The following is a 25088-nucleotide window of genomic DNA, read 5'->3' as shown; positions in this document are numbered from 1 at the left end:
ACTGAACGTACGATGCTGGGGGTTCTGGGTTCGCCCGGACTCCCCTCTCTGGAGCCCCCCCCTCTGTACGGAGCCTCTTCATGCCCCACGCCCCCGAAGGCGCGATAGAGACCCGCGGTCTGGAACCCGTCCCCGATGACGAACGCACCGGCCATGTCCGCCAACTCTTCCCCACCTGGGTGGCCGCGAACATCAGCGTGCTGCTGCTCACGATGGGCGCCGGTCTGATCGTCTTCAACGGTCTGAACTTCTGGCAGGTGCTGACCGTCGCCGTCGCGGCGCCCGTCGTGTCGTACGGCATCGTGGGGCTGGTCTCCCTCGCCGGGAAGCGCGGCGGCTCCCCGGGTATGGCGCTCTCCCGGGCTGTCTTCGGCCAGCGGGGGAACCTCTTCCCCGGCACGCTGATCTGGGTCGCCCGCTGGGGCTGGGAGACGATCAACGCGGTCACCGGCGCCTATGCCGTGCTGACGGTTCTCGACTTGCTCTTCGACGTCAAGCGCAACACTCCGCTGATCGTGATCACTCTGCTGCTCTTCGTGGCCTGCACCTTCCTGGTCTCTGGCCTCGGCATCAGCGCGCTGCGGGTGTGCGGTACCTGGTCGACCTATCTCTTCGGTGCTTTCAGCGTGCTGGTGCTGGTGTATCTGGTGGCCCATACGGACTGGTCGGCGGTCTTCGACCAGCCCGCGGGGTCGACGGCGATGATGATCGCGGGCATCGGGACCATCGCGGCGGGCGGGATCAGCTGGGTGCCCTCGGGCCCGGACTTCACGCGTTATCTGCCCCGGTCCGCCTCCGGCCGGGCGATGGTCGGCTCGACCATCGGCGGCGCGGGGATCGTGGTGCTGCCGATGGTGCTGATGGGTGCGGTGATGGCGGTCGGCACCCCGGATCTGGCCACGGCGCAGGACCCGGTGTCGTTCATCGGCGAGCTGCTGCCCGCCTGGATCTCGGTGCCGTATCTGCTGATCGCGCTGGTCGGAATGTTGCTGATCAACTCGATGTCGATGTACTCGGCGGGCTTCACCGCGCAGACCCTGGGCATCAGGGTGCCGCGCACCTGGGCGGTCAGTGTGAACGCGGTGATCAGCCTGATCCTCGGTTTCCTGCTGATGGTGGTGGCCACCAGCTTCATCGGCTCGTTCATCTCGTTCCTGACACTGCTCGCGGTGGCGTTCTCGGCGTGGATCGGCGTCTTCGGGGTGGACATGCTGCGGCGGCGTACGTACGACGGCGCGGCGCTGATGGACACCACACGGACCAGCGCCTACTGGTACCGGGGCGGCTTCGCCCGGTCGGCGACGGCCGCCTGGGGCACGGCGCTGGTGGTGGGGCTGCTGTTCACCGGGGTGGACTGGTTCTCGGGCCCGTTCGCCGAAACGTGGCCCGGCGAGAACGGTCTGGGCTGGGTGATCACGACCGTCGTGGCGGCGGCTCTCTACGCGGTCCTGCCGCGCGAACGGGCCACGGCCCCGGCCGCCGTACGGGCCGAGGAACAGCACCTTCCTGTCTAGGGCGTGTTGCGAAAGTCCCGCCTGGCTCGCGACGCCCTGCGGGCGGACGGCGCTACTTTCGCAACACGCCCTAGCCCATCTCTTCCAGCGTCTTGCCCTTCGTCTCCTTCACGAACAGCAGCACGAACGGAATCGAGAGCACGGCGAAGCAGGCGTAGATGACATACGTGCCCGAGAGGTTCCACTCGGCGAGGCTCGGAAAGCTCGCGGTGATGACCCAGTTGGCGATCCACTGTGCCGAGGCCGCCACACCGAGCGCGGCGGCACGGATCCTGTTCGGGAACATCTCGCCGAGGAAGACCCAGACGATGACGCCCCAGGACAGCGCGAAGAAGAGAACGAATACATGGGCCGCGACCAGGGCGACGGTCCCCTGCGTGCTCGGCAGTCTGCCGTTCACCAGGGGCGCGGAGAACGCCCACGCCTCGAAAGCCAGCGCGATGGCCATGCCCGACGAGCCGACGAGCGCGAGGGGCTTGCGGCCGACCCTGTCCACCAGGACCACCGCGATCACGGTGCCGATGATGTTCACGATCGACGTGGTGAACGAGTAGAAGAACGAGCTGGACGGGTTGATGCCGACCGACTGCCAGAGCGTCGCCGAGTAGTAGAAGGCGACATTGATGCCGACGAGCTGCTGGAACATCGACAGTCCGATGCCGACCCACACGATGGGCAGGAAGGAGAAGCGGCTGCCCTTCAGGTCCTTGAAGGTCGACTTGTGCTCACGGCGCATGGCGTGGTCGATCTCGGCGACCCGGGCGTCCAGATCGACGTCCTTGTTCTCGACCTCCGCGAGCACCTTCCTGGCGCGGTCCACCCGGCCCACGGAGATCAGATAGCGCGGTGACTCGGGGATCGCGAGGGAGAGCAGACCGTACAGCAGCGCCGGGACGACCATCACCCCGAGCATCCACTGCCACGCCTCCAGCCCCAGCAGCTTGCCGCGCTGGTCTCCGTCGGCGAGCTGGAGGATGCCGAAGTTCACCAGCTGGGAGATGGCGATACCGACGACGATCGCGGCCTGCTGGAAGGACCCGAGCCGGCCCCGGTAGGCGGCCGGGGAGACCTCTGCGATGTACGCGGGGCCGATCACCGACGCCATGCCGATGGCGAAGCCGCCGATGATCCGCCAGAACGCCAGGTCGTAGATGTCGAACGGCAGCGCGGAGCCGACGGCGCTGACGGTGAAGAGGGCCGCGGAGATCCGCATGCAGCGGATACGGCCGATCCGGTCGGCGATCCGGCCCGCCGTGGCGGCACCGATCGCACAGCCGATCAGGGCGATGGCGATGACCTGCGCGAGGGCCGCCGCGCCGATGTCGTATCTGCTCCTGATGGCTTCGACGGCGCCGTTGATCACCGAGCTGTCGTAGCCGAAGAGGAAGCCGCCCATCGCGGCCGCGGCCGTGATGAAGATGACATGGCCGAGGTGCTCCGGTGGGGCCGCGTGGCCTCCGGACGGCGGTACCCGCGCTGTGCTGGTCACATGTGCTCCTGGTGCCGCCCGGCTGCCGTTGCCGGACGTGGGGTGGGCGAGCCCTTCCAGTGGGTCACAGCTCACCCCCGGCCACCACTTGTACGCCTGCCCGGCGCGAGCGAGACGCGAGCGGGAGGTGATACGGGGTCAGCGCAGCCGCTGGCTGATGACCTTGGAGACCCCGTCGCCCTGCATGGAGACCCCGTACAGCGCGTCGGCGACCTCCATCGTCCGCTTCTGATGCGTGATCACGATCAGCTGGGAGCTCTCCTGGAGCTCCTGCATGATGCGGATCAGCCGCTGGAGATTGGTGTCGTCGAGCGCCGCCTCGACCTCGTCCATCACATAGAACGGGCTCGGCCGCGCCTTGAAGATCGACACCAGCAACGCCACCGCCGTCAGGGACCGTTCGCCGCCGGAGAGCAACGACAGCCGCTTGACCTTCTTGCCCGGCGGCCTGGCCTCCACGTCCACCCCCGTGGTGAGCATGTTCTCGGGGTCGGTGAGGATGAGCCGCCCCTCGCCGCCCGGGAAGAGCCGTGAGAAGACCCCCTCGAACTGTTCCGCAGTGTCCCGGTACGCCTCGGTGAAGACCTGCTCGACGCGTTCGTCGACCTCCTTCACCACGAGCAGCAGATCCGCCCGGGTCTTCTTCAGGTCTTCGAGCTGCTCGGAGAGGAACTTATGGCGTTCCTCCAGCGCCGCGAACTCCTCCAGGGCGAGCGGATTCACCTTTCCGAGCTGCTGATGCGCCCGTTCGGCCGCCTTGAGCCGCTTCTCCTGCTCGGCTCGCACGTACGGCTTCTGCTGGTTGCGCGGATCCGCCGGGTCCTCGGGCAGCTCCTCGCCCTCCGCGGGCGGGGACGGCGGTACGAGCTGATCGGGGCCGTACTCGGCGATCAGCCCGGCCGGCTCCACGCCCAGCTCCTCCAGGGCTTTGGCCTCCAGTTGCTCGATCCGCATCCGCTTCTCGGCGCCCAGTACCTCACCGCGGTGCACGGAGTCGGTGAGCTTGTCCAGCTCGGCCTTGAGATCGCGGCCCTGGTTGCGCTCGGCGGCCAGCTCCCGTTCGCGCTCGGCCTTGGCGGCCTCGGCGGCGACGCGCTCGGCCTCGGCCCGTACGACCGACACCTCCACATGGGCCAGCAGCTGCCGGGCGCCGGCCGCCACGGCCCCGGCCACCTGGGCCTCGTGGCGCAGTCGCGCCCGGCGCTGTTCCGCGCGCGCCCGCGCCTCGCGCTCGGCACGCGCTCCCCGGTCGAGAGCGTCGGCCCGTCCTGCGAGCCCCTTCACCCGCTCCTCATGGGTACGGACCTGGAGCCGGGCCTCCATCTCGGTCTGCCGGGCGTTGGCGCCGTCGGCGGCGAGCCGGTCCCGTACGGAGGTGTCCGGCTCCTCCTGGACCGGGGCCTCCTCCGCGACCAGCAGCCGTTCCGCGAGCTCTTCCGCCTCGGCGGTGGCGCGCTCCAGCGCCTCCTGGGCCTTGCCGGCGGCCGCGGCCGTACGCTCGGCCTCGCCGGCGGCCGCGCGGGCCTGCCCGGAGAGCCGTCCCAACCGTCCGGACACGGCGGACTTCTCCCGGTCCGCGGCCCGGCGCCGCTCCCCCAACTCCTCCACCAGCGCGGCGCACTCGGCCCGCCGCTCGGTGGCCCGGTCCTGTGCGCCGGCCAGTTCCTCGCACCGTACGGCCAGCTCCGCGAGGTCGGCGGCGGCCTCGTCGACGGAGGCCTGTACCTCAAGCAGGCTCGGCGCGCCCGCCGAGCCGCCGTGCGCGAAGTGCGCCCCGAGCACATCACCCTCGGCGGTCACGGCGGTGAGCGCGGGCCGCCTGGCGACCAGGTCCTCTGCGTCCTCCAGCGACCCGACGACCACCGTGTCCCGTACGAGCCGCCGTACGGCGCCCAGCAGCTCGGCGGGTCCGCTCACCAGGTCGATGACACGCGGCACGGCTCCGGCGGAAACCGCGGTACGTACGGAACGGTCGACGGCGTCCGTACCGCGTCCCTCCGCCGCCGTCTGGCCGGGCACGCCGGGGGCCGCCCCGGAATGGGCCGGCGGGCCGGGCTCGTCCTCACCCGGGGGGCCGGCCAGCAGCAGGGCCGCCCGGCCCGCGTCCCGCTCGCGCAGCAGCCGGATGGCCTCGGCCGCGGTCGTCGGATCGGCGACGGCGATCGCGTCCGCGGCGGCGCCGAGCGCCGCGGCCACCGGGATCTCGTACCCGGGGGTGACGGTGAGCAGTTCGGCGGCCGGGCCGAGCAGGCCGGAGAGGCTGTCGCGGGCGGCGAGCAGCGCGCCGGTGCCGTCCTTGCGGCGCAGGCCGAGGGCAAGTGCCTCGTGGCGGGCCGCGAGGGCCGCTCGTTCGCGCTCCGCCGTGGTGGCGGCCTCGCGCGCCGCCGTCAGCGCGGCCTCCGCCGCGGACAGGGCGGCGCGGGCGCTGTCGTAGCGTTCGCCCAGTTCATGGTCCTCGGCGTCCAGGCCGTCCACCTCGGCCTTGAGCTGTTCGTACTCCTCCTGGGCGGCAACCGCGCGCTCGCGCGCCTCGTCACGGGACGCGGCCAGGCGGCCGATCTCCGCCTGGGCCGACGCCGCCCGGCCTCGGGCGGCGTCGGCCTGGCCGTGCAGCCGGGCCAGGCCCTCTCGGCGGTCGGCGATCGCGCGGGCGGCGTCCTTGAGCCGGCGTTCCTCGGCGGCCAGTTGACGTTCCAGCTCGGCGCGGTGCGCGACCGTGTCCTCGCGGGCGTGCTCGGCCGCCTCCAGCGCGGCTTCCAGCTCCGCCTCCTGCTCCCGGATCCGGGCGGCCTCGCGCTCCATGTCCTCGGGGTCACGGCCACGCGTTTCGTCGGTGGGGGCCGCGGTCGCGCTCTTCACCCGCGCGTCGGCCAGCGAGACCGTGCCCCGTACCCGCTCGGCCAGCTGGGACAGTTCGTACCAGGTCTGCTGGGCCCGCTGGAGGCGCGGCGCCAGCCGTCGTACCTCGTCCTCCAGCTCGGCTTCCCGGGTCAGCGCGGCCTTGAGCCGGTCCTCGGTGGATTCCTTGCGCTGCTTCAGTTCGGCCTCGTCGGCGATCTCCGTACGGAGCGCGTCGCGCAGCCTGACCAGGTCGTCGGCGAGCAGCCGCAGCCGCGCGTCGCGCAGATCGGCCTGTATGACGGCGGCCCGCCGGGCGACCGCCGCCTGCCGTCCGAGGGGTTTGAGCTGGCGGCGCAGCTCGTCGGTGAGGTCCTGGACGCGGGCCAGGTTCGCCTGCATCGAGTCCAGCTTCCGCAGCGCCTTCTCCTTGCGCTTGCGGTGTTTGAGCACTCCGGCGGCCTCTTCGATGAACGCCCGGCGTCCCATGGGGTCCGCGTGCAGTACGGAGTCGAGCTGGCCCTGGCCGACGATGACATGCATCTCGCGGCCGATACCGCTGTCGGACAGGAGTTCCTGGATATCGAGAAGGCGGCAGGTATCGCCATTGAGCTGGTATTCGCTGCCCCCGTTGCGGAACATGATCCGCGTAATGGTGACTTCCGCGTAGTCGATGGGCAGCGCACCGTCGGAGTTGTCGATGGTCAGCGAGACCTCCGCGCGGCCGAGCGGCGGTCGCCCGGTCGTCCCGGCGAAGATCACGTCCTCCATCTTGCCGCCGCGCAGCGACTTCGCCCCCTGCTCGCCCATGACCCAGGAGAGCGCGTCCACGACATTGGACTTTCCCGAGCCGTTCGGGCCCACCACACAGGTGATCCCCGGCTCGAAGCGCAGCGTCGTGGCGGAGGCGAAGGATTTGAAACCGCGCAGGGTCATGGCCTTGAGATGCACGCCGCCGGACTCTACCCGGCTCCGATCGTCCCTCGCCGGTTTCACCGCCGAACGTGCAGGGCACATCAGACGTTAAGAATGGCGTGGCAGCGCCAACAATGCTTCGTACAGCGGAAGATGGAAAGAAAGAAGGGACGCCGAAGCGTCCCTTGCATATCTTGCGAGAGTGTTTCTCACCCGACCCCGAGGGGGGCTGTTGTCAGGTGAGCGCCGGCTCCGCCTGGGGTACATCGATGTCGATGCCATTGAGCAGCGACTCTCCGGGGTGCTGTGCGACGGCGGCGTTCAGCACGTCGTTCTCGGACTGGATCCGTACGAGTTCGGATTCGAGGTCCTGGACGCGCTGCTGGAGCCGTCGCATCTCGGCGAGGAGTCGCGGGTCGGAACCGCCGACATAACCGAGAAGCGCCTTTGCCATGATGAATGGTCCTCCACACTGAGTGACCGACCGGATGCGGTGTGGGTCGTGAGGGAAATCGCACCCGCGGTGCTTGGCAGTGCTTGTTCATCACTGCGGTTCTTACTGCCAAACAGCTAAGGTGCGCGGGGATTCCAGACTCTCACCAAAAAGTTTGACGGTCAACACGATCACAGCCCGTGCCGACGGGCGGCCCGGTGGCGGGCGCCCGCGAGGGGTGCGGCCCCGGCTCTGCCACGGGGCCCCCGGGGCGTGGAGATCATCGTTATTCGGGCAGCCTGGCACGACTGGCGGTTCTTGGCAACCACCAGGTCACCGCCGACTTGTGCATGTGCCATCGGCATCCCCGAGCCTCCCGGCGCCGCCCGGGACGGGGCGCTCTCAGCGGATCGCGAAGCTCTCGTAGCCGCCGCGCGGGGTGTCCCAGATCTCAGTGACTCCGTCCACACGCCCGGGTGTGTCGGCGGAGCGCAGCCATTCCAGCAGACGGTGGCAATTCTCACGTGGGCCCTCGGCGACGACCTGCACCCTGCCGTCGTCCAGATTGAGGGCGAATCCGGTGAGGCCGCCGATCTCCAGAGCGTTTGCCCTGGTAAACCAGCGGAAGCCCACTCCCTGCACTCTTCCGCGTACCCAGGCCGTCATTCGAACGTCTTCTTTCATGCACGCAAGCTAACCGGCCAAATGCTTCCCGCACCCGGCGCCCCCGCAGACCATGCCGTACAGTCCCGTCGCAATAGCCTCACTCGTACGGGTGAGACCTGGACACGTTGCCGTCGAGAGCATGAGGAAGGCACATGGGACGCCACCGCCGCTCAGCCGCCGCCCCGCCCGTCGAGGACCACGTGGACGGTGCGCGCCGGAAGAGGCGGATCGCCACCCCTGTACGTACCGGCCTGCTGGGCGCGTCCGCCGCCATGGCGGTCGGAGCCGTAGCCGTCGCCTCGGGTCTGCTGCCCGGCGGCGGCGACCACTTCACGGTCGGCGGCAGCGCCAACGGCGGGCAGATACGTACCGAGGGCGCTCCGGAGCTTCAGCAGCAGGGCGGCTCGTCCGCCGAGCCGACGCGGGAAGCCTCGGCCTCGCCGAGCCGCACGGCCGAGCGGACCCAGTCGCCGTCGGCTTCCGCGTCACCCACTCCGCGGAAACCGTCCGTCACTCCTTCGAAGGACACGAAGGAGTCGACGGCCGCGACGCCGGAGAAGGAGACGAAGCCCGCCGCGGCCCCGCCGCGGCCGAAGGCCGAGATACCGGCCCGCTCCAGCGAGGCCCCGGCGCCCGAGCAGACCACCGAGCGCGCCGTGGAGGCACCCGCGGCCCCCGGCTCCAGTTCCTCCGAGGCGGCCGTGCTCTCCCTGGTCAACAAGGAGCGCGCGAGGGTGGGGTGCAGCCCGCTGCGGGCCGATGCCTCGCTCGGCAGGCTGGCGCAGAACTTCAGTGACGACATGGCGGAGCGCGGGTTCTTCGACCACACGGACCCGGACGGCAAAACGCCCTGGGACCGCGCCGACAACGCGGGCGTCAAGAATCTGGGCGGCGAGAACATAGCCAGGGGGCAGGCCAGCGCCCAGTCCGTGATGGACTCGTGGATGAACAGCGAGGGCCATCGCGCGAACATATTGAACTGCGACTACACCCGGCTGGGTGTCGGTGTCCACACCGGCTCCGGCGGCCCGTGGTGGACTCAGGACTTCGGCTTCTGAGCCCGGCCCACCCCCGAGAGATTCACTTACCGGACGAAAGCGCTATCTGTCGGGTGGTGCTTTCGGTTGTAAAGTCACCGCTATGGACGCCTTCGATGTCTTCTCCCGGCAGTGCCCCTCGCGCACCACGCTGGAGCATGTGACGGGCCGCTGGGGCGCCCTGACCCTCGGCGCCCTGTACGAGAGCCGCCTCCGCTTCAACGAACTGCGGCGGCGCGTCGACGGCGTGAGCGAGAAGATGCTCTCCCAGACCCTGCACGCGCTGGAGCGGGACGGTCTGGTGCTGCGCGAGGCGCGGCCGGTCAATCCGCCCTGGGTGGATTACGAACTGACTCCCCTGGGCCGTGAGGTCACCGAACGGCTGCTCGGGCTGATCCAGCTGGTGGAGGGGCGGATGCCCGAGGTGATCTCGGCACGCGAGCGTTACGACGCGACGCGCGGAGCCCTCTGACAGCGCGGGCAGAAATAGCTGGACCGGTTCATCCAGGGCCGTCTGCGTATCGGCGTCCCGCAGCGCCGGCATGGCTCGTCCTCGCGTCCGTACGCGTCCAGCGACCGGTCGAAGTACCCCGATTCGCCGTTCACATTGACGTACAGGCTGTCGAAGCTGGTGCCGCCGACATCGAGGGCCGCGTTCATCACGTCCCGTACATGACCAAGCAGCTCCGTGGCGCGGGGCCGGGGCAGGGTGGCCGTGAGGCGTTCGTAGTGGAGGCGGCCGCGCCACAACGCCTCGTCGGCGTAGATATTGCCGACGCCGCTGATCAGCGACTGGTCGAGCAGGGCGCGCTTGACCGTCGTACGGCGCAGCTTCAGCGCGGTGAGGAAGGCGTCGTCGTCGAAGGCGGGGTCCAGCGGGTCCCTGGCGATATGCGCGATGACATCGGGCAGTCCGTCGGGGGTGTTCTCGTGGAGCGAGAGCCCGCCGAAAGTGCGCTGGTCCACGAAACGCAGCTCGGTCCCGAGGGTGTCGGCGAAGCGGATCCGGATGCGCAGGTGCTTCTCGTCGGGCGCGCTCTCCGGCTGGACCAGCAGCTGGCCGCTCATCCCGAGGTGGCCGAGGATCGAGGCGTCCGTGTCGGCGAGGGGCAGCCAGAGGTATTTGCCTCGCCGGCGTGCCGTACCGATGGTGTGCCCCTTGAGCTGGGCCGCGAAATCCGCGCCGCCCGCGGTGTGCCGCCGTACCGCGCGCGGGTGCAGCACCTCGGTCTCGGCGACGGTCCGGCCGCTGACCCAGCGTTCGAGTCCACGCCGGACGACTTCGACCTCGGGCAGCTCGGGCACGGGACGCTCCTGGGGGTGAAGGGACCGGAACGGGTGCGCCCCCCATGCCGTACGACGACGCGAGGGGCGCACCCGGAAGGAGAGAGCACGGACGCTCAGGCGTTGGCGGTGTCCGCGGGAGTCTGCTCCGAGGGAGCCGAAGAGGTGTCGGCGGCCTCTTCAGCCTTGGCGTCGACGCTGTTCTCCACGTCAACGTCGCCGTCGGCGTCGGTCTTCCCCGCCGCCTCGCGCTCATCCGCCGCGGTCCGGATGGACCGCCAGGCGGACTCCGCCGCCTGCTGCTCCGCTTCCTTCTTGCTGCGGCCGGTGCCGGTGCCGTACGAGACACCACCGACGCGGGCGGCAGCGGTGAAGGTCTTCTCGTGGTCCGGGCCTGTTTCCGTGACGAGATACTCGGGCACACCGAGACTCTCCGCCGCGGTCAGCTCCTGGAGACTGGTTTTCCAGTCCAGGCCGGCCCCGAGATTCGAGGACTTCTCGATCAGCGGGTCGAAGAGCCGGTGCACCAGCTCGGACGCCGCGTCGAGGCCCTTGTCGAGATAGACAGCGCCGATCACCGCTTCAAGGGTGTCGGCAAGAATGGACGCCTTGTCCCGGCCGCCCGTGCCCTCTTCGCCCCGGCCGAGCCGGATGAAGGAGCCGAGTTCGAGGCCGCGGCCCACTTCCGCAAGCGCACGCGAATTGACCACCGCGGCCCGCAATTTGGCCAACTGGCCTTCAGGCAGATCGGGGTGGGTGCGGTACAGCGTGTCCGTGACCACCAGACCGAGCACCGAATCCCCGAGGAATTCAAGTCGCTCGTTGGTGGGCAGACCGCCGTTCTCGTACGCGTACGAACGATGGGTCAGCGCACGCACCAGAAGGGCGGTCTCGAGCTGATACCCGAGCCGCCCTTCCAGAAGCGTGTGGGACGAGGCTGTGCTGACATTGTCTGTCTGCTTCTTGGCATGGGACAGTTCAGACATCGCGCCTCTCACCAGCCGCTCAGACCTCGAGGACCTGGCGCTTGTTGTAGGTGCCGCAGCTCGGGCACGCGATGTGCTGCAGCTTCGGCTCCTGGCAACGCTCGCACGAAACCAGGGTGGGGACCGCAGCCTTCCACTGCGACCGGCGGTGGCGCGTGTTGCTGCGCGACATCTTCCGCTTCGGAACAGCCACGGCTACTTCTCCTGCTTCTCGTCGACGCCCGCTTCGGCGCCGCCCATGTTGTCCTTCTCGCCGTCCTTGACGGTCTCGGCGAGTCCCTGCAGTGCCGCCCAACGGATGTCGACGGCGTCGTGGTGGTGGTCCGGGTTCTCGTCCAGCCTGGTCCCACATGTGGAACACAGACCGGCACAGGTCTCCTGGCACACCGGCTGCATCGGCAGTGCGAGCACCACCGCATCACGCAGCACCGGTTCGAGGTCGAACAGGCCATCTTCGATGAAGAGTCTGTCGTCGTCCTCGCTGTACTCGGCGTCGGCGGCCGGCTCCGCACGGGTGCGGCCCCGGTCATCGGCGTCGTGGTACGAGAACATCTCCTGGAAGTCCGCCGCCACTTCCTGGCTGAGCGGCTCCAGACACCTTACGCACTCCCCCTCGGCCGCCGCGCGGGCGGTGCCCGTGACGAGCACCCCCTCCAGGACGGATTCGAGGCGGAGGGTCAGCTCCACGGGCACGCCCTCGGGCGTCCCGATCACCCCCGCGATACCGAAGTCCTTGGGGGCGGGTACCGAGCGGGTCAGCTTCTGGAGCGCACCAGGACGCCGCCCCAGCTCGTGTGTGTCGAACACGAGGGGGTCGCGGTGGTCGAGGCGCGCGTTCAGGGCTTTTCCCGCTTTCGGATCGTGAGGGGGGCCGCCACCGTCGCGGAAGCGAGCGGGCGGCATGGGCCGCGGACATACACGCGGCCGAAGAGCCAGGGTACTGGACGGGCCGCCGTAGGCCCAATCCGGCCCCTCGGGGGCGGCCGGACCGGGAGGCCGGGCCGGCGGCCCCCGTCCGGGCGCGCGGTCCCGGCGTCCCGGGGGTTGACCGGGGCCGGCGGCCTCAGCGTCCTTGCTCGTACCGGCGCAGCTGCTCGATGTCGATCATGCTGGTGTCGAAGAGGCTGGTCTCGTCGAGGGCGCTCGACGGCTCGTGGGCCGGGGGCAGCGCGTGCTGCTGCTGTGGCTGGACCTCGGGCTGCTGCTGCCAGCCGTAGTTCGGGTCGTACCCCTGCGCCTGGCCCTGGCCGTGGCTCTGGCCGTGGCTCTGGTCCTGGCCGTATCCCTGCTGCTGGTACGCGTACGGATCCTGCTGGTAGCCGTACGCGTCCTGCTGCTGGTAGCCGCCGTAGCCGCTCTCCGCGGCGTACGCGGGGTCCTGGTAGCCGGCCTCGGCGTACTGGGGCGCTGACGGGGCCTGGGGTGGCGTCTGCGGGTACGCGGGCTCGGCGTAGGGCTGCTGGACCGGCACCGGGGGCAGCCGCTCCGCCACGGGCTCCTGGACGCCTTCCCGGGGGCTCCCCGCGAGGTCCGCCAGATAGTCCGCGTCGCTGGTGCGCCCCTGCGGGCCCGCCGCGTCCTGGGCGGCCATGTGCGCGCCGAGATCGTCCGAGTCGGTGCGGCCGTGGAGTTTCTGCCTGCCGCGGCCGACCGCTTCGAGAGTCTTGGACAGGACGGCCTCGAAGGCGCCGAACTTGGTGTCGATGTACTCGTCGGCCCGCCGGATCAGGGTGCCCGGGTCGTCGCTGTACTCGGGGGCATCGTCGTCGTCACCGCCGGTGGCGCGGCCGAGCAGCTTCTCGCGGCCCCGGTCGACGGAGCCGATGGTCTTGGTGAGGACGACCTCGAAGTTGGCGAGCTTGGAGTCGACGTAGTCGTCGGCCTCGGCTCGGATCTCCTCGGCGTCCCTGCGCGCCTCCGCGAGGATGCGGTCGGCCTCCTCCTGGGACTGCCGGGCGACCGCCGTGTCGGAGATCAGCCCGGAGCGCTGGGCGTGCGCCGCCTCGATGATGCGCTCCGCCTCCTGGCGGGCCTGCTCGGCCAGCTGCTCCCGGCCGCCGATCAGCTCCTGGGCCTGGGCCAGCGAGCCCGGGAGCGCTTCCCGTACCTCTTCCAGCATCGCGAGCAGCTCGGCGCGGTTCACCACGCAGGACGCCGACATGGGCATGGAGCGGGCGCTGCCCACCAGGTCGACGATCTCGTCGAGCTTCTTCTGTACGTCCACCGTGTGCTCGCCACTCTCTCAGCTGGTTTGGAGACGGACGCAACGACTGTACGGCCAGTTCGAGCCCGTCCGACACCGGATGACGGACCGTCAGTTCCTCAGCGCTCGCCGAGGCGGGTCATCAGGGCCGAGTGGACGGCCGCGGGCAGCAGGTGGGAGACGTCTCCGCCCCAGGTCGCGACCTCTTTGACCAGGGAGGAGGAGAGGAAGCTGTAGGTGGGGTTGGTGGGGACGAACAGGGTCTCGACCCCGGAGAGCCCGTTGTTCATCTGGGCCATCTGCAACTCGTAGTCGAAGTCGCTGACGGCGCGCAGGCCCTTGACGATGGCCGGGATGTCGCGCTGCTTGCAGAAGTCGACGAGCAGTCCGTGGAAGGCCTCGACCTCCACATTGCCGAATTCGGCGGTGACCTCGCGGATCAGATCGATCCGTTCCTCGATCGTGAACAGCCCCTTCTTGGACTGATTGATCATTACCGCGACATGCACGACGTCGTACAGCTTGGAGGCCCGGGCGATGATGTCGAGATGTCCATTGGTGATGGGGTCGAAGGACCCCGGACAGACGGCGCGGCGCAACTTGATTCCCTCGCTCTCCGGTCCGGTCATGGTGCGTCTTCACTCGTAGAGGCGGCGCGACCGTACCAAAGCGTCCCCTCGCCGTAGCGACGGGACCGCAAAGGCTCGAAACCCTCCGGCCAGTCGAATTCCCCACCCCTGGTGCTGCGTTCCACGGTGGCGACGGCATCGCCGCTGAGCCACCCCCTCGTGCGGAGTGTGAGCAGTATCTCCCGAAGATCGTCGTCGGTGACGGCGTACGGCGGATCGAGGAAGACCAGGTCGTAGGGGGTGTCGGGGACCGGTCCCGTGACGATCTGCTCCGCTTTGCCGGTACGGACCTCCGCGCCGGGAAGTCCGAGCGTCGTGACGTTCGCACGGACGGTTCGGGCGGCGCGGCTGTCCGCCTCGACAAGCAGGGCGTGGGCGGCGCCGCGGGAAAGCGCCTCCAGGCCCACGGCGCCGGATCCCGCGTAGAGGTCGGCGATCCGGATGCCGTCGAGGGTGCCGAGAAGCGACTCCCAGCTGGAGAAAAGGCCCTCACGCGCCCGGTCGGAGGTGGGGCGGGTGCCGGTGCCCGGCGGTACGGCGAGACGGCGTCCGCCGGCGGCACCGGCGATCACGCGGGTCATGGGAGTCGGGTCCTCGGTTCGGTTCGGGTTCGGTCGTGTACGGATGTGCGCGGGGCTCGGAGAATGGCTTTGACCCCACGATATGGCGTACGTCCCGAGCGGGCCCGGCCGGTGCCCATGGCCGGGTCCGGCCGGTGCCCATGGCCGGCTGCGGCCGGGTCAGCCCTTGTCGAGGTACTGCTCGCGTTCCGTGTCCAGCAGGGCGTCCAGCGCCGTACGCAGCTCCGGGGAGCCCGTCAGCTCCGGGTCCTCGGCGACCACCGCGGCGGCCTCCTCGCGGGCGGCGGCGATGATCTCCTCGTCCTCGATGACCGCGAGCATCCGCAGCGAGGAGCGCACCCCGGACTGGGCCTGGCCGAGGACATCGCCCTCGCGGCGCTGTTCGAGGTCGATACGGGACAGCTCGAAGCCGTCGAGCGTGGCGGCGACCGCGCCGAGCCGGGCCCTGGCCGGGCTCGCCTCGGGCATGTCCGTGACCAGCAGACAGAGGCCGGGGGCGGAGCCGCGGCCGACGCGACCGCGCAGCTGGTGCAGCTGGGAGACACCGAACCGGTCCGCGTCCATGATCACCATGGCGGTGGCGTTGGGGACGTTCACACCGACCTCGATGACCGTGGTCGCGACGAGCACGTCCACCTCACCGGCGGCGAAGCGGCGCATCACGGCGTCCTTGTCGTCCGGCTGCATCCGTCCGTGCAGGATCTCGACGCGCAGCCCCCGGAGCGGTCCCTCGGTGAGCTGTCCGGCTACCTCCACGACCGCGAGCGGGGGCCGTTTCTCGGCCTCGTCCTCCTTGGACGGCTTGGCTTTCCCCTTCGCCTTGTCGTCCTCCTCGTCGTCGCCGATCCGGGGGCAGACGACATACGCCTGATGTCCCTTTTCGACCTCCTCCCGCACCCGTTCCCAGGCGCGGGCGAGGAAATGCGGCTTGTCCTGGGCCGGGACCACATGGCTGGCGATCGGTGAGCGGCCCGCCGGGAGCTGGTCCAGGACGGAGGTCTCCAGATCGCCGAAGACGGTCATCGCGACCGTGCGGGGAATGGGCGTGGCCGTCATGACCAGCAGATGCGGGGGCTGCTTGCCCTTGGAGCGGAGCGCGTCGCGCTGCTCCACTCCGAAGCGGTGCTGCTCGTCCACCACGACCAGTCCGAGGTCGTGGAACCGCACCTTGTCCTCGATCAGCGCGTGCGTACCGATCACGATCCCGGCCTCGCCGGTGACCAGATCGAGCAGCGCCTGACGCCGCGCGGCCATGCCCATGGAGCCGGTGAGCAGGACGACCTTGGTGCCGTGCTCCGCGCCGCCGAGCATCCCTCCCTGGGCCAAGTCGCCCATCATGTCCGTGATCGAACGGTGGTGCTGCTGGGCCAGCACCTCCGTGGGCGCCAGCATGGCGGCCTGACCGCCCGCGTCGACGACCGCGAGCATCGCCCGGAGCGCGACCAGCGTCTTGCCCGAACCGACCTCGCCCTGGAGCAGTCTGTGCATGGGGTGTTCGGTGGCGAGGTCCGCGAAGATCTCGCCGGTGACCTTCCGCTGGCCGTCGGTGAGGGTGAAGGGCAGGTCGGCGTCGAAGGCGTCCAGCAGCCCGTCGGGCACGGGCCTGCGGGCCACGGCGGGCAGTTGCGCGTCCGCGTACCGCCGCCGGGCCAGCGCGACCTGGAGGACGAACGCCTCGTCCCACTTCAGCCGCTGTCTGGCGGTCTCGATGTCGGCCCGGGTCCCGGGCCGGTGGACCTTGAGCAGCGCCTCGGGCAGGGAGGAGAAGCCGCGGCCCTCGCGCAGCGCGGGCGGCAGCGGATCGACGGCCTCCGCGGCTCTGGGCAGGACCGCGTCGACCGCTTTGGTGATCTTCCAGGACTCCAGCCCCTTGCAGGCCGGATAGATCGGGATCAGCTTGCCCGCGAAGGCGTCCACGGCCTCCGCGGTGTCCTCCGTGGACTCGTCGTCGCCGGTGGGCCTGCCCAGCGGCACATAGGTGGGGTGCGCGAGCTGGAGCTTGCGGTTGAAGACGGACACCTTGCCCGCGAACATCCCGCGGCTGCCCGGCGGGAGCTCCTTGTGCGGCTTGTGGATTCCCCTGCCGAAGAAGACCAGTTGGAGCCGGCCGCTGCCGTCGGTGAGCGTGATCTCCAGACGCTGGCCCCGGCCGTGGTTGAACGTCAGGATCCGGGAGTCGGCGACCTGCGCGACCACCGTGACGTCCTCGTCCAGCGGCAGATCGGCCAGCTTGGTGAGCTGGCCGCGCTCCTCGTACCGCCTCGGGTAGTGGTGCAGCAGATCGCCGACCGTGTGCAGGTCGAGGTGTTCGGCCATCACCTTCGCGGTGGCGGGGCCGAGCGTCTTCTTGAGGGATTCATCCAGCGCGGACACGCGATCCATTGCACACCAAGCCACTGACAGGCGGCTACTCCACGCCGATGAGCAGCGGAACGGACTGCCGGCCGCCCCGGTAGACGACGGTGTCGACGGCCAGATGGCCGTCCCGTACGTAGATCTCCAGGCGGTCGGCCAGCGCGTCCGGCACGTCGTCGCCGAGTACCAGCGTCACCAGTTCGCCGCCGGCCGCCAGCATCCGGGAGAGCACCGCCTCGGCGGTGGCGGTGAGATCGGCGCCGATCACCGCCACGTCCCCGTCGATCAGGCCGAGGACGTCCCCGGCCTGGCAGATACCCGCCATGGTCCAGGACTGCCGTTCGGCGACGGCCAGTTCGGCGTAGCGGGTGGCGCCGGCCGCGGTGGTCATGGCGACCACGTCCTCGTCGAAGCGGCGGTCCGGCTGGTGAACGGCGAGGGCGGCGATGCCCTGGACGGCGGCCCTGGTCGGGATGAGGGCGACCCGTACGCCCTCGGTACGGGCCTGTTCGGCGGCGGCCGCGGCGGTGTGCCGCAGCGCCGCGTCGTTCGGCAGGAGCACCACCTCGCGCGCGTGGGCCCGCCGGATCGCCTCGACCAGCTCCCCGCTGGCGGGCGGCTCCCCGGGGCGCGCGAGCACGGTCGTCGCGCCCGCCTCGGCGCACAGCCCCGCGAGCCCTTCTCCCGGGACCACTGCGACGACGGCCCGCTGGACCCGCTCGGGCGGCTCCTCGGCGGCGGCGCCGAAGTGCGTGATCCGGATGCGGTACGGGCGTCCCGCCTCGACCCCGGCCTCCACGGCGGCGCCCGCGTCGTCGGCATGGATGTGTACGTTCCACAGCCCGTCGCCGCCGACGACGACCAGGGAGTCCCCCAGCCCGTCGAGCCGGGCCCGGAGCCGGGCCACGGCGCGGTCGTCCGCCTCCAGCAGATAGATCACCTCGAAGGCGGGTCCGCCCTCGGGGGCACAGGACTCGATCGCCGACCCGACCGCGGCCGGGTCCTCGTACCGGCGGTGGCTCATCGGGAAGGCGGCAGGTGTCTCGCCCGTGAGGGACCGCACCAGGGCGCCCAGGACTGCGAGCAGCCCGCGCCCGCCGGCGTCGACGACACCCGCGCGTCCGAGCACGGGCAGCTGGTCGGGGGTGGCGGCGAGCGCGGCGCGTGCGCCCGCGTACGCCGCGCGTGCGGTGGCGCCCGCGTCCACCGCACCGCTCTGTTCCGCCGCGTACGCCGCCTCCGCCGCGGCGGAGGCCACGCTGAGGATCGTGCCCTCGACGGGGTGCGCGACGGCCTCCCGGGCCAGATCGGCGGCCCGCCGCAGCGCCGGTGCGAGCCGCGCCCCGCCGGCCCCCCCGGGATCCGCCGGCGCCGCGTCCGCCAGTACCTCCGCCATCCCGCGCAGCAGCTGCGCCAGGATCGTCCCGGAATTCCCCCGGGCACCGAGCAGCGCGCCATGGGCCATGGCCCGTACGGCGTCGGCGGGCGCGGGCTCGGACGCACCGGTCTCATGGGCCGCGAAGACGGCCTCGACCGCCTGCGCCGCGGACTCCACGGTCAGATAGAGATTGGTGCCCGTGTCACCGTCCGCGACCGGATAGACATTGATCGCGTCGATCTCCTCGCGCTCCCGGCCCAGGGCCTCCAGCGCCAGCGAGCACCAGCTCCGTACCGCTGCTGCGTCGAGGGTCTGCGGCACCTGAGGGTCCTCCTTGAGCGGCCTGGATGCGGGCTGCACGCAGGGTAGCCCGGGGACGGGAGGCGAACGGCGGGCCAACCTGACGGAACGGAGCCGCTGCGCGTCATGGTAGTTTTCTTGTACCGAGGCAGGCGTTGTATGCTGCTGCGGTTGCCCGATGAGAGTCGGGCCAATCCCCCGGCAACGCCACATCAGTCACTGATTCCCGGCACGCCGGATTTCTCTGTACGAGCATCTGAAGTCTTTGGAGTGACCCGTGGCTGCCAACTGCGACGTCTGCGGCAAGGGGCCGGGCTTCGGCAACAACATTTCGCACTCGCACCGCCGTACGTCCCGTCGCTGGAACCCGAACATCCAGCGCGTGCGTGCCGTGGTCGGTCGGACGCCGAAGCGGCTCAACGTCTGCACATCGTGCATCAAGGCCGGCAAGGTCTCGCGCTGACGCCTGCGTCGTAGCGCAGCCCCTGCGGTTGCCTTGAAAAGCCGGTCCACCTCGGTGGGCCGGCTTTTTGCCGTGCTGGGAAGGGCTTCGGAACGGCGCCGTCAGCGCAAGCGCCATCCGTGATCCACCGGGCCAATCCCCGCGCCCAGCGCGAAGCCGTGCGCGATCGCGCCCGTCACATACTCCTTGGCCGCACGGACCGCCGCCACGACACCCTGCCCCCGGGCCAGGCCCGAGGCGATCGCCGACGCGTAGGTGCAGCCCGTGCCGTGCGTATGCCGGTTGTCGTGGCGCGGTGCGCGCAGCCAGTGTTCCTCGGCGCCGTCGGTCAGCAGATCCACCGCGTCCCCCGGCAGATGCCCGCCCTTGATCAGCGCCCAGCGCGGCCCGAATTCGAGTACGGCGCCGGCCGCGCGCCGCAGCCCCGTCTCGTCCTCCACCCGTACGCCGGTGAGCTGGGCCACTTCGTCCAGATTGGGGGTGGCGACGGTCGCGACCGGCAGCAGTCTCGTCCGTACGCCGTCCAGCGCCGAGGCGGCCAGCAGCGGATCGCCGTGCTTGGAGACCCCGACCGGGTCGACGACCACGGGGGCGTCGGTCCCGGCGAGCAGTTCCGCGACGGCCGCGACCAGTTCGGCGGAGGAGAGCATGCCGGTCTTCACCGCCTGGACACCGATGTCGTCGACGACCGCGCGGTACTGGGCGCGTACGGCCTCCGCCGGCAGCTCCCAGGCGCCGTGTACGCCCAGGGAGTTCTGCGCCGTCACCGCCGTGAGCACGCTCATGCCGTGCACACCGAACGCCAGCATGGTCTTCAGATCCGCCTGGACGCCCGCACCGCCGCCGGAGTCCGATCCGGCGACGGTGAGCACGCGCGGTGGCACGGACGGTGGCGTCACACACTCAGGTATCGGCATGGTGCCGAATCTACTGGGCGTCCTCGATGTCCCCGAAGTGGTCCCAGCCGGCCTTGCTCGTCCAGGGTGCCCCGTCGACCGTCACCTGCGGCAGCGCGGACGGGTTGAGGACCTCACCGATCACCTTCCAGCGGGCCGGCAGCTTCGCGTCCGGCGGGAAGGTGGCGACGATCGCGTGATCCTCGCCGCCCGTCAGCACCCACTGGAGCGGGTCGATGCCGACCGCCTGGCCGATGTCGTTCATCTGCGAGGGGATGTCGATCAGACCGGAGCGCAGATCGATACGGACCTTGCTGGCCTCCGCGATATGCCCCAGATCCGCGACGAGTCCGTCACTGACGTCGGTCATGGCGGTGGCACCGAGCCCGGCCGCGGCGGGACCCGCGTGGTACGGCGGTTCCGGTCTGCGGTGCGCCTCCACAAAGGCGCGGGGCGAGCGGAAGCCGCGCGAGAGCACCGCGTGCCCGGCCGCCGACCAGCCCAACCAGCCGGTGTAGGCGATGACATCGCCCGGCCGGGCGCCGGACCGGGTGACCGGCTCGTGGTTACGGAGATCGCCGAGCGCGGTGATGGCGATGGTGATCGTGTCGCCGCGTACGACATCGCCGCCGACCACGGCCGCGCCCGCGACCTGGCACTCGTCGCGAATGCCGTCCATCAGCTCGGTGGGCCAGGTGACCGGGAGTTCGGCCGGGACGACCAGGCCGAGGAGCAGCGCGGTGGGAACCGCGCCCATCGCCGCGATATCGGCGAGGTTCTGCGCGGCCGCCTTCCGGCCGACGTCGTAGGCCGTCGACCAGTCGCGGCGGAAGTGCCGCCCCTCCAGCAACAGGTCCGTACTCGCCACGACCCTGCGGTCGGGCGCGGCCACGACCGCGGCGTCGTCGCCCGGCCCGAGCCGGACCGCCGGGGTGGTGGTGAGCCGGGAGGTGAGTTCTCTGATGAGACCGAACTCCCCCAACTCGCCCACGGTTCCCTTCACCGAGTCTCCCCTCTCTCATGGCCGGGCCGCACGCGCGGTCGCGGTCCTTCACTGCTGTCGGTACCGTCGTGAGTCGCGCCGGTCGCGTCAACTTCGCCTTCCGTACGCCACCCCGCGGGCGCCACCCGGGACCCGGGTCTCCCCGCCGCACTCGGCGACGCGATACCGTGGCGTCTCTTTCCCCCACATGATCCTCGTGGCCGCCCTGGAGGTTCCGTGGTACAGGCGTACATCCTTATCCAGACCGAGGTGGGCAAGGCGACGACCGTCGCCGAGACCATCGCCAAGATTCCGGGAGTTATCCAGGCCGAGGACGTCACCGGTCCCTATGACGTGATCGTGCGCGCTCAGGCGGACACCGTCGATGAGCTGGGCCGCATGGTGGTCGCGAAAATCCAGCAAGTGGAAGGCATCACCCGCACCCTGACCTGCCCGGTCGTGCACTTGTAGCCCCCGTCTACCCTTGGCCGGTGACCATTTCCCGTCGCCCGCCGTCCCGCCGCAGGCTATCCGGCCGTCCGCTCGTCCGCCTGTCCGCCGTCGTCCTGGTGGCGGCGGTGGCGGGCTGTTCCTCCACCGGCCCGTCGATGTCGGTCGCGGTTCCCAGTCCGCCCTCGGACGAGGCGGCGCTGTGCCGGGCTCTCCACAAGGAGCTGCCGAAGACCGTCTCCGACCTCGGCCGGGCTGATCCCGAGCCGTCTTCCGAACTGACCGCCGGGTGGGGGGACGCCGCGATCGTACTGCGCTGCGGTGTCCCCCGGCCCGAGGGGATGAACGATGCCCAGTCGGACGCGGTGGAGGCGAACGGCGTCAACTGGATGCTGGAGGAACGGGACTCGGGGCCCCGCTTCACCACCACGTACCGCAAGACGTATGTGGAGGTCACCATGGACAAACGGTTCACCCATGACTCCACCCCGCTCGCCGAGCTGGCCGCGCCGGTCAAGAAGACGATCCCGTCCAGTCTGTGACCGGGGGCTCGCTGACCGCAGGTGCCCGGCGCGGCCCCTGACGAAGGTCCGGTACGGGTGTCAGCGCAGCCCGGTCGGCCGGCGCAGCGCCGCCTGGATCAGCCGGTCGATCAGCTCCGGATAACCGACGCCGCTCTCCTGCCACATTCGCGGGAACATCGAGATGGGCGTGAAGCCCGGCAGCGTGTTGATCTCGTTGATGACGAACTCGCCGTCCTCGGTGAGGAAGAAGTCCGCGCGGACCAGACCCTCGCAGGAGGCGGCCTCGAACGCCTCGACGGCGAGCCGCTGTACCTCGGCCGTCTGCTCCTCGGTGAGGGGCGCGGGCACCAGGCCGGTGGCCGAGTCGATGTACTTGGCCTCGAAGTCGTAGAAGTCGTGCGCCGTGACCGGCGGGATCTCCGCGGGCACGCTGGCGCGGGGACCGTCCTCGAACTCCAGCACTCCGCACTCGATCTCGCGGCCCCGCAGCAGCGACTCCACCAGGATCTTGGGGTCGTGGCGCTGGGCCTCGATGATCGCCTCGTCCAGCCCCGAGGCGTCCTCGACCTTGGTGATCCCCATGGAGGATCCGGCGCGGGCGGGCTTCACGAAGAGCGGCCAGCCGTGCTCGGCGGCGAAGTCGACGATCTTCTTGCGGGCGGCGGCGCCCTTGGCTCCTTCGGGGCCCTGCTCCCATTCGCGGGGGCGGATCACCAGATACGGGCCGACGGGCAGCCCGAAGGAGGTGAACACCCGCTTCATGTATTCCTTGTCCTGCCCGACGGCGGAGGCGAGGACGCCCGCGCCGACGTAGGGGACACCGGAGAGTTCCAGCAGGCCCTGGAGGGTGCCGTCCTCTCCGTACGGGCCATGCAGTACGGGGAAGACGACATCGACCTCGCCCAGCGCCTTGGGTACGGAACCCGGCTCGCTGTAGACGACCTCGCGGTTGCCCGGGTCGACGGAGAGTACGACGCCGCCGTCGGTCGACTCGGCGATCTGGTCGACGCTCGGCAGCGCGCGGTCGGCGATGGCCATCCGCTCGGGATCGTCGGCGGTGAGCGCCCAGCGGCCGTCGGTGGTGATGCCGATGGGCAGGACGTCGTACTTCGTCCGGTCGATGGACCGCAGTACGGCCCCGGCCGTGACCACGGAAATGGCGTGCTCGGAGCTCCGGCCGCCGAAGACGACGGCCACGCGCGGTTTGCGGAGCTGCTGCTCAGGGCTCTGGGGGGAGTTCTCGCTGCTCATATCGCGATGAGCGTACCTGTTGGTAGCGGCCGAGTCAGCGTTGGTCGCGGCCGAGTCAGCGCCGGTCGCCCGGAGTCAGCAACGGGGGTCGGCCGCGTAGTCAGCCGCGCTCGGCCTTGGCGCTGCGCGACATCAGTTCCTTGAGCGCGACGAGCGGCGGCTTGCCGTTGTGCACGATGTCCACGACCGTCTCCGTGAGAGGCATGTCGACGCCATGGCGGCGGGCGAGGTCCAGCACGGACTCACAGGATTTGACGCCCTCCGCGGTCTGCTTGGTGACCGCGATCGTCTCCTGGAGGGTCATCCCACGGCCGAGGTTGGTGCCGAAGGTGTGGTTGCGGGAGAGCGGCGAGGAGCAGGTGGCGATCAGATCGCCCATGCCGGCGAGGCCGGAGAAGGTGTGCGGGTCGGCGCCCATGGCGAGGCCGAGCCGGGTGGTCTCCGCGAGGCCCCGGGTCATCAGGGTGGCTTTGGTGTTGTCGCCGAGGCCCATGCCGTCGGCGATGCCGACGGCGAGACCGATGACGTTCTTGACCGCGCCGCCGAGTTCGCAGCCGACGACGTCGGTGTTGGTGTACGGGCGGAAGTACGGGGTGTGGCAGGCGGACTGGAGGCGGCGCGCGACATCCTCGTCCCGGCACGCGACGACGGCCGCGGCCGGCATCCGTCCGGCGATCTCCTTGGCGAGGTTGGGGCCGGTGATCACGGCGACCCGCTCGGCCGGTGCCTTGGCGACCTCTTCGATCACCTCGCTCATCCGCTTGGCCGTGCCGAGTTCGACGCCCTTCATCAGCGAGACGAGGACGGTGTCGGCGGGCAGTACGGGCGCCCACTCGGCGAGATTGCCGCGCAGCGTCTGCGAGGGCACGGTGAGCACCGTGAACTCGGCGCCGCGGGCGGCCTCCGCGGGGTCGGTGGTGGCCCGTACGCCCACGGGCAGTTCGAAGCCGGGGAGGTAGTCCGGGTTGGTGTGCGTGGTGTTGATCGCCTCGACGACCTCCCGGCGGCGGCCCCAGACCGTCACCTCGCACCCCGCGTCGGCGAGGACCATGGCGAACGCCGTGCCCCACGAACCCGCTCCGAAGACGGCGACCCGCGTCACTTCGACCCCTCTTCCGCGGCCTTGCGCCGCTGTTCCGCCCTGGCCTTGCGATGGTCGTACGCGGCCGTGGGCACCGGCTCCCCGCGCAGTTCGGAGAGCAGTTCCGTGATCGCGGCCATGATGACCTCGGTGACCTCGCGCAGCAATTCGGGGGTGATGTCCCTGCCGTAGTAGCGCGCCAGGTCCACGGGCGGTCCGACGAGCACATGGTGCGTTTTGCGCGGGAGGAGGTTCGGCTTCTTCGCGTACGGCGGCAGCAGCAGGTTGGCGCCCCACTGCGCGATGGGGATGACCGGGCACTTGGTCTGCAGGGCGACCCTGGCGACGCCGGTCTTGGCGGTCATGGGCCACAGGCCGGGGTCGCGGGTGAGGGTGCCCTCGGGGTAGAAGGCCACGCACTCACCGCGTTCGACGGCGTCGATGGCGGCGCGGAAGGCGCTCAGCGCGTCGCTGGTCTCGCGGTAGACGGGAATCTGGCCGGTGCCGCGCATCACGGCCCCGATGAATCCCTTGGTGAATAGGCCGTGCTTGGCGAGGAAGCGCGGAACGCGGCCGGTGTTGTACTGGAAGTGCGCGTAGGCGAACGGGTCGAGATGCGAATTGTGGTTCACCGCGGTGATGAATCCGCCGTCGGCCGGAATGTGCTCCGCACCCTTCCAGTCCCGCTTGAGCAGCACGATCAGCGGCGGTTTCGCGATGGCCGCCGCCAGGCGGTACCAGAAGCCGATTCTGCGGCGGGACACTCGGACACCTTTCTCTTCTCACCCGGCTCACTGCCCGGCTGCCGGGGGTCAAGTGTGGCCCCGGGCCTC

General features: G+C 70.4%; 24 protein-coding genes. 6 read left to right on the top strand and 18 right to left on the bottom strand.

Annotated features, from left to right (window positions below; all coding sequences use genetic code 11):
* The first annotated feature begins 80 nt into the window (after positions 1 to 80).
* Positions 81 to 1514, top strand: coding sequence for a cytosine permease (locus tag ACFRMN_RS21155; RefSeq protein WP_383021710.1), 1434 nt, complete (start codon positions 81 to 83; stop codon positions 1512 to 1514).
* Positions 1515 to 1584: 70 nt separating this feature from the next.
* Here the strand turns inward: ACFRMN_RS21155 and ACFRMN_RS21150 are convergent, their stop codons facing one another.
* The 4 genes from ACFRMN_RS21150 to ACFRMN_RS21135 all read right to left on the bottom strand — a co-directional run bounded on the left by ACFRMN_RS21150 (position 1585) and on the right by ACFRMN_RS21135 (position 7873).
* Positions 1585 to 3003: a sugar porter family MFS transporter gene (locus tag ACFRMN_RS21150; protein WP_383021707.1), complete on the bottom strand. Its 1419-nt coding sequence runs from the start codon at positions 3001 to 3003 to the stop codon at positions 1585 to 1587.
* Positions 3004 to 3141: 138 nt separating this feature from the next.
* A complete protein-coding gene (smc, locus tag ACFRMN_RS21145; protein WP_383021704.1) occupies positions 3142 to 6792 on the bottom strand; it encodes a chromosome segregation protein SMC in 3651 nt (1216 codons plus the stop codon).
* A gap of 199 nt (positions 6793 to 6991) precedes the next feature.
* The gene (locus tag ACFRMN_RS21140) at positions 6992 to 7210 is read right to left on the bottom strand and encodes a hypothetical protein (RefSeq protein ID WP_030351764.1); all 219 of its coding nucleotides are present in this window, start codon (positions 7208 to 7210) and stop codon (positions 6992 to 6994) included.
* A gap of 381 nt (positions 7211 to 7591) precedes the next feature.
* A complete protein-coding gene (locus ACFRMN_RS21135; protein ID WP_383021702.1) occupies positions 7592 to 7873 on the bottom strand; it encodes an acylphosphatase in 282 nt (93 codons plus the stop codon).
* Between the two features lie 134 nt (positions 7874 to 8007).
* On the opposite strand from ACFRMN_RS21135, the gene ACFRMN_RS21130 reads away from it, so the two are divergent.
* Together ACFRMN_RS21130 and ACFRMN_RS21125 are read left to right on the top strand one after the other, a co-directional pair.
* The gene (locus ACFRMN_RS21130) at positions 8008 to 8913 is read left to right on the top strand and encodes a CAP domain-containing protein (protein WP_383021699.1); all 906 of its coding nucleotides are present in this window, start codon (positions 8008 to 8010) and stop codon (positions 8911 to 8913) included.
* A gap of 82 nt (positions 8914 to 8995) precedes the next feature.
* Entirely contained in the window at positions 8996 to 9364 is a 369-nt protein-coding gene (locus ACFRMN_RS21125) for a winged helix-turn-helix transcriptional regulator (protein WP_383021696.1), read from the top strand.
* Here the strand turns inward: ACFRMN_RS21125 and mutM are convergent.
* The 9 genes from mutM to ACFRMN_RS21080 all read right to left on the bottom strand — a co-directional run bounded on the left by mutM (position 9337) and on the right by ACFRMN_RS21080 (position 18629).
* Positions 9337 to 10197 (bottom strand): bifunctional DNA-formamidopyrimidine glycosylase/DNA-(apurinic or apyrimidinic site) lyase, encoded by an 861-nt coding sequence (mutM, locus tag ACFRMN_RS21120; protein ID WP_383021693.1) that lies wholly within the window; start codon positions 10195 to 10197, stop codon positions 9337 to 9339. The two genes, ACFRMN_RS21125 and mutM, sit on opposite strands and share 28 nt — an antisense overlap.
* Before the next feature lie 95 nt (positions 10198 to 10292).
* Complete coding sequence (rnc, locus tag ACFRMN_RS21115) at positions 10293 to 11162, bottom strand: ribonuclease III (RefSeq protein WP_383021690.1); 870 nt, start codon at positions 11160 to 11162, stop codon at positions 10293 to 10295.
* A 19-nt stretch (positions 11163 to 11181) separates the two neighbouring features.
* Positions 11182 to 11355 carry a 50S ribosomal protein L32 gene (gene rpmF / locus ACFRMN_RS21110; protein ID WP_003965982.1) on the bottom strand — a complete coding sequence of 58 codons (174 nt, stop codon included), beginning with the start codon at positions 11353 to 11355 and terminating at the stop codon, positions 11182 to 11184.
* Positions 11356 to 11357: 2 nt separating this feature from the next.
* Positions 11358 to 12065 (bottom strand): YceD family protein, encoded by a 708-nt coding sequence (locus tag ACFRMN_RS21105; RefSeq protein WP_383021688.1) that lies wholly within the window; start codon positions 12063 to 12065, stop codon positions 11358 to 11360.
* Positions 12066 to 12225: 160 nt separating this feature from the next.
* Positions 12226 to 13386 (bottom strand): ATP synthase F0 subunit B, encoded by a 1161-nt coding sequence (locus tag ACFRMN_RS21100; RefSeq protein WP_383021685.1) that lies wholly within the window; start codon positions 13384 to 13386, stop codon positions 12226 to 12228.
* Positions 13387 to 13484: 98 nt separating this feature from the next.
* Complete coding sequence (coaD, locus tag ACFRMN_RS21095) at positions 13485 to 13964, bottom strand: pantetheine-phosphate adenylyltransferase (RefSeq protein WP_383021745.1); 480 nt, start codon at positions 13962 to 13964, stop codon at positions 13485 to 13487.
* Between the two features lie 26 nt (positions 13965 to 13990).
* Complete coding sequence (gene rsmD, locus ACFRMN_RS21090; RefSeq protein WP_383021682.1) at positions 13991 to 14575, bottom strand: 16S rRNA (guanine(966)-N(2))-methyltransferase RsmD; 585 nt, start codon at positions 14573 to 14575, stop codon at positions 13991 to 13993.
* A gap of 159 nt (positions 14576 to 14734) precedes the next feature.
* A complete protein-coding gene (gene recG, locus ACFRMN_RS21085) occupies positions 14735 to 16957 on the bottom strand; it encodes an ATP-dependent DNA helicase RecG (protein ID WP_383021679.1) in 2223 nt (740 codons plus the stop codon).
* A gap of 25 nt (positions 16958 to 16982) precedes the next feature.
* On the bottom strand, positions 16983 to 18629 hold the full coding sequence (locus tag ACFRMN_RS21080; protein ID WP_383021677.1) for a DAK2 domain-containing protein: 1647 nt from the start codon (positions 18627 to 18629) through the stop codon (positions 16983 to 16985).
* 256 nt (positions 18630 to 18885) lie between these two features.
* On the opposite strand from ACFRMN_RS21080, the gene rpmB reads away from it, so the two are divergent.
* The gene (gene rpmB / locus ACFRMN_RS21075; RefSeq protein ID WP_003957616.1) at positions 18886 to 19071 is read left to right on the top strand and encodes a 50S ribosomal protein L28; all 186 of its coding nucleotides are present in this window, start codon (positions 18886 to 18888) and stop codon (positions 19069 to 19071) included.
* A 101-nt stretch (positions 19072 to 19172) separates the two neighbouring features.
* Here rpmB and thiD read toward each other — a convergent pair whose 3' ends face one another.
* Positions 19173 to 19988: a bifunctional hydroxymethylpyrimidine kinase/phosphomethylpyrimidine kinase gene (thiD, locus tag ACFRMN_RS21070; RefSeq protein WP_383021674.1), complete on the bottom strand. Its 816-nt coding sequence runs from the start codon at positions 19986 to 19988 to the stop codon at positions 19173 to 19175.
* 10 nt (positions 19989 to 19998) lie between these two features.
* Positions 19999 to 20970: a thiamine-phosphate kinase gene (locus tag ACFRMN_RS21065; RefSeq protein WP_383021671.1), complete on the bottom strand. Its 972-nt coding sequence runs from the start codon at positions 20968 to 20970 to the stop codon at positions 19999 to 20001.
* A 216-nt stretch (positions 20971 to 21186) separates the two neighbouring features.
* On the opposite strand from ACFRMN_RS21065, the gene ACFRMN_RS21060 reads away from it, so the two are divergent.
* The gene (locus ACFRMN_RS21060) at positions 21187 to 21420 is read left to right on the top strand and encodes an Lrp/AsnC family transcriptional regulator (protein ID WP_030351778.1); all 234 of its coding nucleotides are present in this window, start codon (positions 21187 to 21189) and stop codon (positions 21418 to 21420) included.
* Between the two features lie 26 nt (positions 21421 to 21446).
* On the top strand, positions 21447 to 21941 hold the full coding sequence (locus tag ACFRMN_RS21055) for a DUF3515 domain-containing protein (protein ID WP_383021742.1): 495 nt from the start codon (positions 21447 to 21449) through the stop codon (positions 21939 to 21941).
* Positions 21942 to 22001: 60 nt separating this feature from the next.
* Here the strand turns inward: ACFRMN_RS21055 and ACFRMN_RS21050 are convergent, their stop codons facing one another.
* The 3 genes from ACFRMN_RS21050 to ACFRMN_RS21040 form a co-directional block, all read right to left on the bottom strand.
* On the bottom strand, positions 22002 to 23174 hold the full coding sequence (locus tag ACFRMN_RS21050; protein WP_365911353.1) for a D-alanine--D-alanine ligase family protein: 1173 nt from the start codon (positions 23172 to 23174) through the stop codon (positions 22002 to 22004).
* 100 nt (positions 23175 to 23274) lie between these two features.
* Positions 23275 to 24276, bottom strand: a complete 1002-nt coding sequence (locus tag ACFRMN_RS21045) for an NAD(P)H-dependent glycerol-3-phosphate dehydrogenase (RefSeq protein WP_383021669.1) — start codon at positions 24274 to 24276, stop codon at positions 23275 to 23277.
* On the bottom strand, positions 24273 to 25019 hold the full coding sequence (locus ACFRMN_RS21040; protein ID WP_383021666.1) for a lysophospholipid acyltransferase family protein: 747 nt from the start codon (positions 25017 to 25019) through the stop codon (positions 24273 to 24275). The genes ACFRMN_RS21045 and ACFRMN_RS21040 overlap by 4 nt, the downstream gene beginning before the upstream one ends.
* Between the last annotated feature and the right edge of the window lie 69 nt (positions 25020 to 25088).

This window comes from Streptomyces sp. NPDC056835 (assembly GCF_042789485.1).
GTDB lineage: Bacteria > Actinomycetota > Actinomycetes > Streptomycetales > Streptomycetaceae > Streptomyces.
Note: the sequence above shows the minus strand (reverse complement) of the source record. Positions and strands in the feature narration are given on the sequence as shown.